This window comes from Xanthomonas sp. 3075 (assembly GCF_014197275.1).
Classification (GTDB): Bacteria; Pseudomonadota; Gammaproteobacteria; order Xanthomonadales; family Xanthomonadaceae; genus Xanthomonas; species Xanthomonas campestris_B.
The window spans coordinates 23,859-38,474 of record NZ_JACIFI010000027.1; the positions used below are offsets into that span (position 1 = coordinate 23,859).

11 protein-coding genes are annotated in these 14,616 nt (G+C 65.7%); 6 read left to right on the top strand and 5 right to left on the bottom strand.

The window, feature by feature from the left end:
• The first annotated feature begins 369 nt into the window (after positions 1 to 369).
• The 4 genes from kduI (at position 370) to GGR62_RS18905 (ending at position 5,039) form a co-directional block, all read left to right on the top strand.
• Complete coding sequence (kduI, locus tag GGR62_RS18890; protein ID WP_184409377.1) at positions 370 to 1,224, top strand: 5-dehydro-4-deoxy-D-glucuronate isomerase; 855 nt, start codon at positions 370 to 372, stop codon at positions 1,222 to 1,224.
• A gap of 182 nt (positions 1,225 to 1,406) precedes the next feature.
• Positions 1,407 to 2,162: a 2-dehydro-3-deoxy-D-gluconate 5-dehydrogenase KduD gene (kduD, locus tag GGR62_RS18895; protein WP_184409378.1), complete on the top strand. Its 756-nt coding sequence runs from the start codon at positions 1,407 to 1,409 to the stop codon at positions 2,160 to 2,162.
• Positions 2,163 to 2,470: 308 nt separating this feature from the next.
• Positions 2,471 to 3,127, top strand: a complete 657-nt coding sequence (locus GGR62_RS18900) for an RpiB/LacA/LacB family sugar-phosphate isomerase (protein WP_184409379.1) — start codon at positions 2,471 to 2,473, stop codon at positions 3,125 to 3,127.
• 793 nt (positions 3,128 to 3,920) lie between these two features.
• Positions 3,921 to 5,039, top strand: a complete 1,119-nt coding sequence (locus GGR62_RS18905; RefSeq protein ID WP_184409380.1) for a GDSL-type esterase/lipase family protein — start codon at positions 3,921 to 3,923, stop codon at positions 5,037 to 5,039.
• A gap of 463 nt (positions 5,040 to 5,502) precedes the next feature.
• Here the strand turns inward: GGR62_RS18905 and GGR62_RS18910 are convergent, their stop codons facing one another.
• On the bottom strand, positions 5,503 to 6,147 hold the full coding sequence (locus tag GGR62_RS18910; RefSeq protein WP_184409381.1) for a DUF4375 domain-containing protein: 645 nt from the start codon (positions 6,145 to 6,147) through the stop codon (positions 5,503 to 5,505).
• A 220-nt stretch (positions 6,148 to 6,367) separates the two neighbouring features.
• Positions 6,368 to 7,258, bottom strand: a complete 891-nt coding sequence (gene phhA, locus GGR62_RS18915; protein WP_184409382.1) for a phenylalanine 4-monooxygenase — start codon at positions 7,256 to 7,258, stop codon at positions 6,368 to 6,370.
• 127 nt (positions 7,259 to 7,385) lie between these two features.
• Here phhA and GGR62_RS18920 point away from each other — a divergent pair, with 127 nt between their 5' ends.
• Complete coding sequence (locus GGR62_RS18920) at positions 7,386 to 7,868, top strand: Lrp/AsnC family transcriptional regulator (protein WP_184409383.1); 483 nt, start codon at positions 7,386 to 7,388, stop codon at positions 7,866 to 7,868.
• Between the two features lie 224 nt (positions 7,869 to 8,092).
• Positions 8,093 to 10,306: a TonB-dependent siderophore receptor gene (locus GGR62_RS18925; RefSeq protein ID WP_184409384.1), complete on the top strand. Its 2,214-nt coding sequence runs from the start codon at positions 8,093 to 8,095 to the stop codon at positions 10,304 to 10,306.
• A 309-nt stretch (positions 10,307 to 10,615) separates the two neighbouring features.
• Here the strand turns inward: GGR62_RS18925 and GGR62_RS18930 are convergent, their stop codons facing one another.
• The 3 genes from GGR62_RS18930 to GGR62_RS18940 all read right to left on the bottom strand — a co-directional run bounded on the left by GGR62_RS18930 (position 10,616) and on the right by GGR62_RS18940 (position 14,486).
• A complete protein-coding gene (locus GGR62_RS18930; protein WP_184409385.1) occupies positions 10,616 to 11,653 on the bottom strand; it encodes a patatin-like phospholipase family protein in 1,038 nt (345 codons plus the stop codon).
• Positions 11,654 to 12,259: 606 nt separating this feature from the next.
• Positions 12,260 to 13,270 carry a TIGR00266 family protein gene (locus GGR62_RS18935; RefSeq protein WP_184409386.1) on the bottom strand — a complete coding sequence of 337 codons (1,011 nt, stop codon included), beginning with the start codon at positions 13,268 to 13,270 and terminating at the stop codon, positions 12,260 to 12,262.
• Positions 13,271 to 13,640: 370 nt separating this feature from the next.
• Complete coding sequence (locus tag GGR62_RS18940) at positions 13,641 to 14,486, bottom strand: ATP-binding cassette domain-containing protein (RefSeq protein ID WP_184409387.1); 846 nt, start codon at positions 14,484 to 14,486, stop codon at positions 13,641 to 13,643.
• Between the last annotated feature and the right edge of the window lie 130 nt (positions 14,487 to 14,616).

A 14,616-nucleotide genomic window follows, 5' to 3' on the forward strand; every position in this document is an offset into this window, starting at 1 on the left:
GGCGCGGGCCTTCCGCTCCACCTTGCAGGACGTTGTGCCGGTAGCTGCCTTGATCGGCCAACGGCTGGCCCCATCCGCCCGTCGCTGCTGTGAAGCTCCTCTCCCGCCTGCGGGAGAGGGGTTGGGGTGAGGGCACGGCGGAAGACGCACCACTCACCACTCAAGCCGTGCACCGCGACACTGCGCGTGGCCTCGCACCCTCATCCGGCGCTTGCGCGCCACCTTCTGCCGGTGGGAGAAGGACGCAGGCAACCGCCACCCCCACCCACCGGCCACTATCGTGCACTGCGCAATGACACCGGTTAACCAGAGCCGGTAGAATGTCCCGGTGCAAGCCAATCCCCCCGCGCTTGGCCCCGGAGATCGCGCATGTCCCTGTACTGCAAGACCCACTACGCCACCCACCCGGATGCCATCAAGGGCGCCAGCAACGACGACCTGCGCGAGCTGTATCTGCTCGACGGCCTGTTCGTCGGCGAGGCGGTGACCCTCAAGTACACCCACTACGAGCGCTTCGTGCTTGGCGGCGCAGCGCCCGTCGGCAAGACGCTGGAACTGCCCAGGCAGACCGAGCCGGCCTCCGCCGCCGGTCACCCGTTCCTGGAGCGCCGCGAGCTGGGCGTCATCAACGTCGGCGCCGGCAGCGGCACCGTGACCGTGGATGGCACCGCCTACACGCTCGGCCCCAAGGACGGCCTGTACGTGGCGATGGGCAGCACCGATGTCGGCTTCGCCTCGGACGATGCCGCCAACCCGGCCAAGTTCTACCTGGCCTCGACACCGGCGCATGCGCGCTTCGAGACCAAGCAGCTGTCGATCAAGGACGCGGTGGCACTGGAGCGTGGCGCGCTGGAAACCAGCAACGCGCGCACCATCTACCAGTACATCGTGCCGGCCACTTGCCAGTCCTCGCAGCTGCTGCTGGGCCTGACCGTGCTCAAGCCAGGCAGCGTCTGGAACACCATGCCACCGCACCTGCACGACCGTCGCAGCGAGGTGTATTTCTATTTCGACCTCGGCACCAACGACCGCGTGTATCACTTCATGGGCGAGCCCGACGCGCAGCGCCACATCGTGATCCAGAACAACGAAGCGGTGGTGTCGCCGCCGTGGTCCATCCATATGGGTGCAGGCACCAGCAACTACGCCTTCATCTGGGCGATGGGCGGGGAAAACCTGGATTACACCGACATGCACGTGCTGGATATCTGCCAGCTCAAGTAAGCCCGGTTTCTCTCCACCGTTCGCTGCGGTGACGCCTGCGACCCAGGCCGTCACCGGCAACGTCGGCGCGCTCCACCTCAGGCGTTGGCGACGCAGCAGTCCAAACCCTATCAACGCACTCTGCCGCGCGCTGCGCGGCTCCCTCATCACAACGTGGCACACCCAGCAGGAGCGATAAGGTAATGAGCAATCCGTTCAGTCTCGAAGGCAAGGTCGCACTGGTCACCGGTGCCAACACCGGCTTGGGCCAGGGTATTGCGCTGGCATTGGCGCAGGCCGGCGCCGACATCGCCGCCGCCGGCATCCAGGCGCCCACCGAGACCGAAGAAAAGGTCAAGGCGCTGGGCCGCCGCTTCCTGGCCATCGAAGCCAACCTGATCAGCATCGAACCGGTGCAGCGCATCGTCGACGCCACCATCGCCGGCCTGGGCGGGCTGGACATCCTGGTCAACAACGCCGGCCTGATCCGTCGCACGGACGCGGTCGATTTCAGCGAGCAGGATTGGGACGACGTGATGAACGTCAACCTGAAATCGGCCTTCTTCATGGCGCAGGCCGCCGGCCGCCATTTCATCGCCCAGGGCCGCGGCAAGATCATCAACATCGCCTCGATGCTGTCGTTCCAGGGCGGCATCCGCGTGCCCTCGTACACCGCCAGCAAGTCGGGCATCGCCGGCATCACCCGCCTGCTCGCCAACGAATGGGCCAGCAAGGGCGTCACCACCAACGCCATCGCACCTGGCTACATGGCGACCGACAACACCGCGCAGCTGCGTGCCGATGCAGACCGCAACAAGTCGATCCTGGACCGCATCCCGGCCGCGCGCTGGGGTGTGCCGGCCGACCTCGGCGGCACCGCGGTGTTCCTGGCCAGCAGCGCTTCGGACTACGTCAACGGCGCGATCATCCCGGTCGACGGCGGCTGGCTGGCACGCTGATCCAGATCGCACGGCGATGGCGTGCACCGTCCGACGCATGCAGCCGCCCCTGGTATCTCGCGATGCCACGTCCTTCTCCCGCGCGCGGGAGAAGGTGCCCGAAGGGCGGATGAGGGTCGGTCAACACGCACATCGATCAGACGCATGCTGCCTGCCGAGTCATCTGCTTTCCGTCCTGCATCAGCGCGTTGGTCGTATCAACGAACAACGCGCTCGCACTGGAAAAGATCGTCAACCAAGCACACGCTGTTCAACGCTATTTAGAAAGTACTTCTTAAACAACTTCCCCAACCAATCGGAGCATTCCCATGAAAATTGCACTCATGAATGAGTTCAGTCAGGCTGCCAAGAACCCGGTGATCCTGCAGCAGCTCAACGACGTGGCCGGCGAACAGGGCCATAGCGTGTTCAACGTCGGCATGGACGGCGACAACGACCACCGCCTGACCTACATCCACCTGGGCATCGCCGCCAGCCTGCTGCTGAACGCCAAGGCCGTGGACTTCGTCGTCGCCGGCTGCGGCACTGGCCAGGGCGCGATGATGTCGCTCAACGCACATCCGGGCGTGTTCTGCGGCTACTGCATCGAGCCGACCGACGCCTACCTGTTCGCCCAGGTCAATAACGGCAATGCGCTGGCGCTGGCCTTTGCCAAGGGCTACGGCTGGGGCGCGGAAATCAACGTGCGCTACATCTTCGAAAAGGCCTTCAGCGGCGAGCGCGGCCTGGGCTACCCGGCCGAGCGTCGCGAATCGCAGGCCGCCAACGCCGGCATCCTGACCCAGGTCAAGCAGGCCACCGCCAAGTCCTACCTCGACGGCCTGCGTGCCATCGACCCGGAGCTGATCAAGCAGGCGGTTGGTGGAGAGCGTTTCCAGCAGTGCTTCTTCGACAACGCCCAGGACGCCGAGATCCGCGCCTTTGTCGCTGGCGTGCTGGGCAAGCCGGAAGCGGCAGCTGCCTAATGGCCAAAACCCTTCTCCCGCACGCGGGAGAAGGCACGTTTCATGCGGGAGAAGGGATATCTCACGCTGGAGCAGTGATGTGGATTGAACGCCAACTAGCCCCTCTCCCGCGTGCGGGAGAGGGGTTGGGGTGAGGGCCACAGGCGATGCAGCCGATACGTTCCTTCAGAAGGCGCGCGGCGGCGCGTTTGTCATAACGGGCAGTTGCAGACTGCTGAGGCGCACCCTCATCCGCCCTTCGGGCACCTTCTCCCGCATGCGGGAGAAGGGATGTTTTTCATGCAAGAGACGGGACGTGGATTGAACGCGCACTAGCCCCTCTCCCGCGTGCGGGAGAGGGGTTGGGTGAGGGCAGGAGCGACGCAGCCGATACGTTCCTTCTGCAGGCGCGCGGCGGCGCGTTTGTCATAACGGGCAGTTGCAGATTGCTGAGGCGCACCCTCATCCGCTCTTCGGGCACCTTCTCCCGCATGCGGGAGAAGGGATGTTTTCATGCGCGAGACGGGACGTGGATTGAACGCGCACTAGCCCCTCTCCCGCGTGCGGGAGAGGGGTTGGGGTGAGGGCAGGAAACGACGCAGCCGATGGGTTCTAAGCGATGGTCTCCTTAAATCGAGAGGTCTGTGGCAAGAGCGGACTACGGCCAACTTGAATGCAGAGCACTCAGTCAGGTGCCAACACGATCTATAGCACTGCGTGCCGGCCTCACCGCGACGCGCAACCGCACTGCGGTCAGGCGTGTCTTTTCTAAGCAACAGTAACACCGCAAAACACACATTCCCCGGAGCCCACCATGCGTCCACTGCTCTTCGCATTGCTGCTGCTCCTCGCAAACCTCGCCAACGCCGCCCCACAGCGCATCTTCATCGCCGGTGATTCCACCGCCGCCGAATACGACGCTACGCGTGCGCCGCAAGCCGGCTGGGGCCAGATGCTGCAAGACTGGTTCGACCCCACGCAATGGCAGGTCCGCAACCACGCCAAAGGCGGGCGCAGCACCCGCAGTTTCATCGCAGAAGGGCGCCTGGACGCCATCGCCAAGGAACTGCAGCGCGGCGACATCCTGCTGATCCAGTTCGGTCACAACGATGCCAAGCGCGAAGACCCCACGCGCTATACCGACCCGCAAGGCGACTACGTGCAGTTCCTGCGCCGCTTTATTGCCACCGCGCGCGACATCGGCGCCACGCCGATCCTGGTCACGCCTGCCGCACGTCTGCTCTACGACTTCGGAGCACTGCTCGACACCCACGGCCGCTACACGCTGGCCATGCAGCAACTTGCCGCGCAAGAACGCGTCGGCCTGATCGATCTCAATGCTAGTTCCAGCGACTGGATCCGCGCGCTCGGCGAACAGGCGGCCCAACCGTACTTCCTGTTCGTGCCCGAACAAGGCAAAGCCGACGGCACCCACTTCAGCCGCGCCGGTGCCACCGCCATCGCTTGCCTGGTCGTCAACGGCTGGGTACGCCTGCAGCCGGAGTTGAAACCGCAGCTGCGCCGCGACGCCGACTGCGGTGCGGCCCCCGAAACCGCCATCCAACGCCACGCGCAGGCGCACCCGTCGCTGGTGGCGCACGAACGCGACCTCGCCCGCGCGCAACCCGGCCCGCACGGCGGCGCCGGCCCCACCACGGCGTACCCGTTCTTCGCAGACGCCCCTGATCTGAAATTCGTGCTGCGCAAGCGCGTGTTGCACAAAGGCGCAGGCATCGGCCTGCATCTACACGACAAGGACGAGATCTATTACATCGTCAGCGGGCGTGGGCTGTATGCGCTGGATGGCAGGCAGTACGAGGTCAATGCGGGCGACGCGCTGTTGACACGGCCGGGCAGTACGCATGCGTTGCAGCAAACCGGCGAAGAGCCGCTGGTGCTGCTGCTGGCCTACACGGTGGCGCCGAAGATGTAGGCATGCGTGAAACGCAGGAAGCAATGCTTCTCCTGCGATTCAACGATGTGCTTTGGATACTGGTGGGCGAAAAGCAGCGGTACGCATCTGCTGCGGCGATCAACCAAGAGTCCGCAAGAAAATGGTGACGCCCACAACGCAACGCAGCTCTGGAGTGATATCGCGCTGCCAGCGGGCAAACCGATTCTCGCGGTCGCCCAACCCATTGGGCGGATCGCCGCCGTTGATCGCAACGCCTGCCGCATGCGCGTCCTGCGGCGACACGACGATTCTTGCGAGCTCACTGCATCCCACGATTCGGGAGCCATTGATTACCAGGACTCCATGCCGATTGCATCGCTGGCGTCGTCCCCAACCGCTCGTTGCCGCCCTCCTGCAGCCGTAGCACGCAGGTCTTCCCGGTGCCGATCGCTGCGCAGGCAAAACGCACCTGCACCGCCGCGCACCGAGCGCCACGGCAATCTCAGGCCTTATCCACGCCGTAATGGGTCAACCCCAAGCGCGCCAATTCACCCGCGCGGCGGTAATACACCTCCTCCCAGCCATCCACGCGTTGGCGATCGGTGTCGTTCATCGCGTCGAGGATGTCTTCGATGCTGAGCAGGTTCGGGTCTTCTTCCAAATGCTCGAACACCGCGCCCAGGCCTTCGATCGCCTGCCGTGACTGTGCGGCGCCCGTCGCGGCCAGGGCGGCCAGTGCGTCCCTGCGGGTGGCGGCATCCCAATGGTCGAAATAGCGGGCGTAGCCACTTTCGTTCATGTCTGCGTCCAGCCGCGCCAGCGCGATCAGCTCGCGCTCGCCCGGCGACAAGGCATCCAGGCGTCCACGCAGCGTGGCCAGCTTCGCCTGCACGCGTGCGAGGCGGCGCTGCCACAGCAGTGCGGGCATGTTGAGCAGGCCTTCGGCGACGGGCGGCGCCACGGCGGGCCAGTTCACGCCAAAACCGTCTTCGGTGAGTTGCCACTGCGCGCGCTGCGTTGGCGATGCCTTGATCAACAAGCGTTGTGTCTGAATGGGCTCGTCGATGCGCATGCCGTTGGCCAGGGTGAACAGCAGGCGTGTGTCGTCCAGCTCCAGGCGCCGGATGCGCAGATGCGTCAGGTCCATTGAACGAAGGCGTGATGGAGAGGCTTGACCTTAGTCCGCGTGAGCGACGGTGTCGAGTCGGTGTCGCCTCACCTCACCGCCGGGATGCTCTACCTGGCAGTGCGACGACCGTCATTGCCCAGGTCGGAGTCGTGACGGCATGCCCGTAGCGTGGCGGACCAGTGTGGCGGCCGCGCACGCTGCGCATGAATGAGGCGATTCATCGCCGCGCCATGCCCAGTCACACATCGCCCTCGCAACTCCAACCTTCGCCGGTACCGCGCTGGAGCACCCGATCGGTGACCAGCACATCGCCGGCAGGCACCTGCGCTTGCAGCGCAAGATCGGCATAGATCGGGGTGAAGTCCGGCGCGGTGGCGGCCATCAACTGCGCGAAGCTGTCGATGACGAAATAGGTCTTTTGAAAGCTGTCGATGCGGTAGCGCGTGCGCATGATGCGTTGCAGGTCGAAGCCGATCCGGTTGGGTGCCGGCGATTCCAGCGAGTAGAGCGACTCGCCCTTTGAGGACACGATACCGGCCCCAAAGATGCGCAGCCCGTGCGGGGTGGCGATCAGGCCGAATTCCACCGTGTACCAATACAGGCGGGTGAGGTTCTGCAGCGCGTCCGCACCGATGCCATGCGCCTTCACCCCGCCACGGCCGTAGGCCTGCATGAAGTCGGCAAACAGCGGATTCATCAGCAGCGGCACGTGCCCGAACAGGTCGTGGAACAGGTCCGGTTCGGCGATGTAGTCGATCTGATCCGGGCGACGGATCCACCAGGTCACCGGGAAACGCTTGTTGGCCAGGTGCTCGAAGAAATCCAGCTCCGGCAGCAGGCCCTGCACGCCGACCAGGGTCCAGCCGGTGGCCGCCTGCAGCACCGTATTGAGCGCATCGAAGCGTGGAATGTGCGTGTCGCCCATGCCCATCGCGTCTTGCGCCTGCAGGAATTCATCGCAGGCGCGCCCCACCAGCAGCTCGCGCTGGCGGCGGTACAAGCTGCCCCAGGTGGCATGGTCGTCGGCGCTGTAGCCGTCCCACGGCTGCTCGACCACGGCCGTGGTGTAGACCGGCACATAGCCCTTGTCGGTGAGCTGATTCTCGACGCGTTGCGGTGCGATGTTCATGCGGCGGCACTTCCCGATGATTAGCGCCCACCTTAGCCCGAGCGCCACGCAACGGGATTGCGAATCTTGCGCAGCCAATGTCCAATGGCGCAAGATTGTTGCGTCTTACACTGCTGCTGCGCAACATATGGACCAGCCAATCGCTTTGGACCGCACCGATCTGCGCTTGCTCGCCTTGTTGCAGACGCAGGGGCGCAGCAGCAATGCGGAGTTGGCCGTGCAGGTCAATCTGTCGGCCTCGGCCTGCCTGCGCCGCACCCAGCGGCTGGAGGCCGCCGGCATCATCGCCGGCTACGGCGCGCGCCTGGACGCCCGCGCGCTGGGATTGGGACTGCAGGCCTTCGTGCGGGTGCAGCTTGAGCAACACGGCCAGGCCGATATCGAACATTTTGCCGACGGCGTGCGCGGCTGGGACGAGGTCGTGGCTTGCTGGGCGCTCACCGGCGACATGGATTACCTGCTGCAGGTGCAGGTGCGCGACCTGGAGCATTTTTCGCGCTTTCTGCTCGATCGCCTGCTCAACGCCACCGGCGTGTCCGACGTCAATTCCAGTTTCGTGCTGCGCACGGTCAAGGCGCCGGAAGGTTTGCCGTTGTCGCATCTGGGGTAAGGCGGCGAGCTACAAGAGAACCACGCGTGCCACGTGACTTGCCTCTCAAACGGTAACGATTTACATTTGCATGACATCCGGCTGCGTCCGGCATGTCTTCTCGTCGATCCGCCAGCCCGGCAGGGCCAGCCAGCTCGTCGCCAGAGTGGGACGCGCCGCGCATGCCTGCGCTTTCCTGCCCCGTGACGCCAAGCGTCCCGCACCGATCGATGAGAAATCCTCCAATGCCCCCCATCTCCGTTCCTCTGGCCACGTTGTCCGCTGCCTTGTTGTGCGCATTGGCGCTGATGCCCTGCGCCGCCCGCGCTGATGCGGCCGCCGATGCGGGCAATGCCAAGACGCTGGATCAGGTCAACGTCAACGGCACGGTGAGCCGCGCGCAGCCGGCCACCACCACGCGCCTGCCGCTGACCCTGCAGGAAACGCCGCAATCGGTGAGCGTGATCGGGCTGCAGCGGCTGGAAGAGCAATCGCTGTTCAGCATCGACGATGTGATGCGCAACGTCACTGGCGTCAACGTGTCGTTCTACGACACCCAGCGCCCGCTGTATTTCGCGCGCGGCTTCCAGATCACCGACTTCCAGGTCGATGGCTTGCCCACCTACAGCGGCGCGACCAATCAGGAATACGACACGGTCTTCTACGATCGCATCGAAGTGATTCGCGGCGCCAACGGCCTGCTCACCGGCGCAGGCATTCCCTCGGCCACGGTCAACCTGCTGCGTAAGCGTCCGGGCAAGGACTTCGATGCCTCGTTTGCGGTGAGTGCGGGTACCTGGGATTTTCGCCGCATGCAGGCCGACGTCAATGCGCCGCTGACCGACGACGGGCGTTGGCGCAGCCGTGTAGTGGCGGCCTGGCAGGATCGCGATTACTACTACGACCGTTACCACGACAACAAGATGTCGGGCATGGCGGTGCTGGAAGGCGACCTGACCGACAGCACCACGCTCACCGTCGGCTATCAGCGCCAGGACAACACCCCCGTCGGCTCGACCTGGGGCACGGTGCCGTTCTTCGCCGCCGATGGCTCGCCGGCCAACCTGCCGCGCTCGACCAACATGGCGCCCAAGTGGAGCCGCTGGCAGCGCGAAACCAGCACCGCCTTCGCCAACCTCGAACAGCGTTTCGGCGAGGACTGGTTGCTGCGCGTCAACTACGCGCATACCAAGGGCGATGTGCAGAGCCTGCGCGTCTACGGCACCGGCTATCCGGCCGCCGACGGCAGCGGCATCTTTCTGCGCACCGGCGTTGGCGAAACGCAGGACAGCCGCGATGGGGTGGACGTGTACCTGTCCGGCGGTTTCTCGTTGTTCGGCCGCCAGCACGATGTGGTGGTCGGCGGCAGCTGGCAGGATCTGCAATCGACCACGTATGGCCTTGCCCAGCAGTACCCCAGCGGCTGGGGAACGTGCATCAACGAAAGCGGCGGCTCCGAGCGCTGCTATCGGATTCCCAACATCCGCAACTGGGATGGCGATGCACCCGAGGTGACCTACAGCCGCACCGGCTCCCGGAGCGAAGGGCGCACCACCCAGCGCGGCGTGTATGCCTCGACCCGCTTGCGTCTGGCCGACCCGCTGTCGCTGATCGCCGGCGCGCGCCTGAGCTCCTGGGAAACCCGCACCCAGGCCTTCGATGCCAGCGGCGCCTACACCGGCACCAGCGGCCGGTATGAGGTGAGCGACGAAGTCACCCCGTATGTGGGACTGGTCTACGACATCGTGCCGGATGTGTCGCTCTACGCCAGCTATACCGAAATCTTCAATCCACAGGATTACCGCGACAAGGACAACAACCTGCTCGCCCCGGTGGAAGGCTCCAACCTGGAAGCCGGCATCAAGGCGCAGTTGTTCGACGGCCACGCCATGGCGACTGCCGCCGTGTTCGAGGCCAAGCAGGACAACTTCGCCGTGCGCGACATGACCCAGCCGGAATCCTCGCTGCCGGACGGCAATTCGGCCTACATCGGCATCAACGGCACCAAGAGCCGTGGCTGGGAAATGGATGTCAACGGCGAACTCCTGCCCGGCTGGACCGTCAATGCCGGCGTTACCCATGTCAAGGTGACGCGCCCGCCCACCGATGCGATCTACGCCAATCTGCCCGAGGATTATCTGCAGCTGTCCACGCAGCTGCGCCTGCGCGGTGCCTGGGAGCGCCTGAGCATCGGCGGTGGCGTCAGCTGGCAGAGCGCGGTACGCGGTTTCAACATCGAGCGCCCCACCGGCGACGGAACCGGTGCCACCTCACCAGTGACCGTGGTGCAGAACCCGTACGCACTGGTGCACTTCAACGCCAACTACCGCATCAGCAATCAGTGGACCGCCACGCTGGCGGTGCGCAACGCCTTCGACAAGACCTACTGGGCAAACCTGGATTACCAGAACTACGGAGAACCGCGTTTTGTCAGCGTGTCGTTGCGTTGGCGCTATTGAGGCGCTGCCGATGAAGTCCGGGATCGAGGCGTTGCCCGTGAAGTCCAGGCGTTACTACGGGTAAGGCCTCGCGGCCAGGGCCGCTCCTACAAGAGCGGTGCTGGCCGTGCCGACGTTGGCCAATGCACCCGAAGACCACCCCGCCTCGTAGCAGCGGCCCCGGCCGCGACCCGTCCGGCACACGCGCGGTGTATCAACACAAGGCATCAACAACGCAGTCGCCCTACACATCGGCTTTAAAGAAGCGCGCGCCTCGAAACAGACGCGCCGCACCTGCTCAGCTCCGCATGGTCTTGCACTGCATCCGCATCACGGCGCCACGCAGGCCTCGTCCCTGCCACGCAGTTTCTGCCAACGCGAGCGCTCTTCCAGGCAGCGCCGATAGGCCTCTGCCTTGGCGGCGGCAGCCTGATCGGCGGCGATGCGGATGGCGCTGCTGCGTTGTGCCTGCAACTGCGCGATCTTGGCGCGGATCTGCGGCATCGCCGCCATGGCGGCGCGCTCGCCTTCCAGGATGGCGGCGGCACGTTGGTTGAAATCGGCCGAGCCGATGTCGCTGACCTTGGGCCGGATCACCACGTCGGCACGCTTGAGTTCGGCTTCGCCCAGGCGCTGGCCCATGATCGAGATCGACTGGTTGACGGTGCCGAGCAGATCGCCAGGATTCTTGCCGCTGGCCTTGCTGGAAATATCCACCGCCACCACGAACTCGGCGCCGAGCTGGCGCGCGGCGTCCACCGGCACCGGGCTGACCACGCCGCCATCGACGTAGTGATACTGGCCAATGGTCACCGGCTCGAACACGCCGGGAATGCTGCTGGACGCGCGCACCGCTTGACCGGCATTGCCGCGCACGAACACGGTGCGCTCGCCGTCTTCCAGCCGCGTGGCGACCGCCGCAAACGGTTTGCGCAGTTTGTCGATCGGCTTGCCGCCGAGCTGTTCGTTGACGTAGTCCTGCAGCTTCTGGCCCTGCACCAGGCCGCCGGAAAACAGCCGCACGTCGCGGATGCTGGTTTGATCGAGCGCGACGGCTTTTTCCTGCATCTGGAACGCATCCATGCCGCTGGCATACAACGCGCCGACCACACTGCCGGCGCTGGTGCCGGACACCACCACCGGCGCAAAGCCGTTGGCTTCCAGCATCTTGATTACGCCGATATGCGCAAAGCCCTTGGCCGCACCGCCACCGAGCGCCACGCCGATCTTCACCGGCTTGGCCGCGCTCGCAGAAGGCGCCTGCACGAGCGGCGCCGGGGTGGCGGGGCGCGGTTCGCCCCCGCAGGCGCAGAGCAGACCGAGCAACGACAGCAGGGCGAGGAAACGTGGGCGACGGAGCGCGGTCATGGCGACGGAATGTTGGATGGACGGCGAGGGAGAATACACGCGTGCTGTCACGGTCGCTGCCGCGACGGTGGCTGGTCGATGGTGGAGGTGATCGAGAACTTGCACAGGCTGTTGGTGGTACAAGTTGCTGCTGCTCTTTCTCCCGGCGGGGAAAGCTGGTGCGCAGTGCCGGATGAGGGTGCGCGAAGCTTGGTGTCATGCCATTCCAGGTATGGCTTCGCGCCGTCCCCTCACCCCAACCCCTCTCCCGCACGCGGGAGAGGGGCTAGTACGCGTGCGCTGGCGACGTTCCTACGCCGGAGTGCGACATCCCGATTCCCCGGAGCAACGTCCCGACTCCGCGCGCGACATCCTTTCTCCCACGTGCGGGGGGGTGCCGGCAGGACGGATTTCCCCCGTAGCAACGTCCGGACTTCCGCGCGCGATGTCCCTTCTCCCGCGTGCGGGGGAAGGTGCCCGCAGGGCGGATGGGGGAGGGGCGCCGGCAGTCGATCAGGACAGGTGTTCCTCCGAAGCGAACCGAACCCGGTTGCCGCTGGCGGATGTTCATCGCATGGATCCTGCGCCCCCTACCGGCCGCCGGACGCGGCCAGACCGCGTCCACCATCAGAACCGGTTATCCCCATCCAGCAATCGCCCCAATCCGCCCAGTACCGAGCCTTCGCCGCGTTGCTGACCACCGGCTTGCGGGGCGGCCTGCAGCATGCGGCCGGCCATGCGCGAAAACGGCAGCGATTGCAGCCAGACCTTGCCGGGCCCGGTGAGGGTGGCCAGGAACACGCCTTCGCCTCCGAAGAACATGCTCTTCAGGCCGGCGACGCGGCGCACGTCCATGTCCACGCCCGCGTGATAGGCGACCACGCAGCCGGTGTCCACGTCGATGCGTTCGCCGGGCCCAAGCTCGCGTTCCACCACGGTGCCACCGGCATGCACGAACACCCAGCCGTCGCCTTCGAGTTTCTGCATGATGAAGCCCTCGCCGCCGAACAGGCCGGTGAGGATTTTCTTCTGGAACGCAATGCCCAGCGACACCCCGCGCGCGCCGGCCAGAAAGCTGTCCTTCTGGCAGATCAGCTGCCCGCCGTGCTCGGACAGGCGCAGCGCCAGCACCGTGCCCGGATACGGCGCGGCAAACGCCACCTTGGCCTTGCCGCTGCCGGCATGGGTGAACACGGTGGTGAACATGCTCTCGCCGGTGACCACGCGTTTGCCAGCCGACAACAGCTTGCCCATCAGCCCGCCGCCGCCCGATTGCCCCGTGTGCGAGCCGTCGCCGAACACGGTGTCCATCTGCACCGCGGCGTCCTTGTACATCAGCGCGCCGGCCTCGGCGATGGCGCTTTCGCCCGGATCCAGCTCGACCTCGACGAACTGCATGTCGTTGCCGACGATGCGGTAGTCGATCTCATCGGCGCGCCCGGCCGCACCGGTCAGCGGCGGCGGCAGGCTGCTGCCACCCTGTAGCTCGGCCAACTGGCGGGCCGGCGTCCAGCCGTCGAGTCCGTCGCGCCAGGCCAGCGCATCGGGCTGGCGCTGGGCGTGCGCGCGGGCGCTGGCGTCGTCGAGTGGGCCGATGCGCTCGGCCTGTCCGGGAACATGGAAATACCACTGGGCCATCGGGACGACTCCTGTCTGTGCGTGGGTCGAGTCTAAGCCGAGTGCCCACGCCGGCGTCCCGTGTCCAAGGTCATGCGCCGCTACGCGAGTCTGGCGCGGCGGCAGCGTGGCGTTGCGGCACTGCGCCGCGCACCTGCATCGCGGCGGTGTGATGGCCGGCGAGTGCGGCCGACGCCCGGCGGCGTCTGGGCATGTCACCGCGAGGATGCCGCCCTGCCTGCGGTGCATGATGCGGCCGGCATCGCGCAGGTGGCGGGTGGCGGCGGTGTTGCGTGGCCGGCGCGGGTGCTGCAACGTGAACAAGCAGCGCTTCCAGTGCTGTCTGCATCCTGACGAAAACGCACGGTGTGCAGACGACCGCTCTTCCGGCTCACTCGCCGACGGTTGCCCAATAGCGTTCGCCATCGCGTTGCACCCGCACCGGGCCGCCGAACACGTCCGACAGGCTGGCGTCGGTGAGCAGTGCATCGCGCGGGCCGTCTGCCACGACGGTGCCGGCGCGCAGCAGGATCACCCGCGCGATCTCCGGCACGATCTCCTCGATGTGGTGGGTCACCAGCACCAGCGTGATGCCTTGCTGGGCCAGGTGACGCATGCTGTCGAGCAGGTGCTGCCGCGCCACCAGGTCCAGGCCGGTGGAGGGCTCGTCCAGCAGCAGCGCCTGCGGGCGGTTGACCAGTGCGCGCGCGATCAGCACGCGGCGGCTTTCGCCGGCCGACAGTTCGGCAAATTGGCGGTCCAGTAACGGCAATGCGCGCGCCAGTGCCAATGCCTCACGTGCCCGCACGCGCATCTCGTCGCTGATCTCGCGGTGCGGTGGCACCACATAGCTGGCGAAGAAACCGGACAGCACCGCACTTTCCACATCCAGCCCCGGCATGTCGGCCAGGTTCACGCTGAGATCGCTGGTGACGATGCCCAACTGCGCGCGCAGGCGATCCACCTGCCAGCGCGTCTGCCCAAGCACTTTCACCGCCGCCTGGCCATCGGCACGCACCAGCGGATACAGCTCGCGCGTGATCAACTTGATGAAGGAAGACTTGCCGCAGCCATTGGGCCCGAGGATGGCGGTGTGCTGTCCCAGCGCAATGCGCAGGCTGAGCGCATGCAGCACGCGCACCTGGCCGCGCATCACGCTGGCCTGGTCGAGTTCGATCAACGGGGTGGCGTTCGCAACAGCGACACGGGTTTCAGCAGAATCGGCAGCAGCAGTCATACGGGTGACATCAAGCGCAGTCTAAGGAAAGGGAGCGAGTGAACCGCTTTAGAAATGTAGAGCGCACCCTACGCATCCGAAGGGTGAAGTTTGCCGCCATCGCCCCCATCATGTCTCTACCTACCAAAAA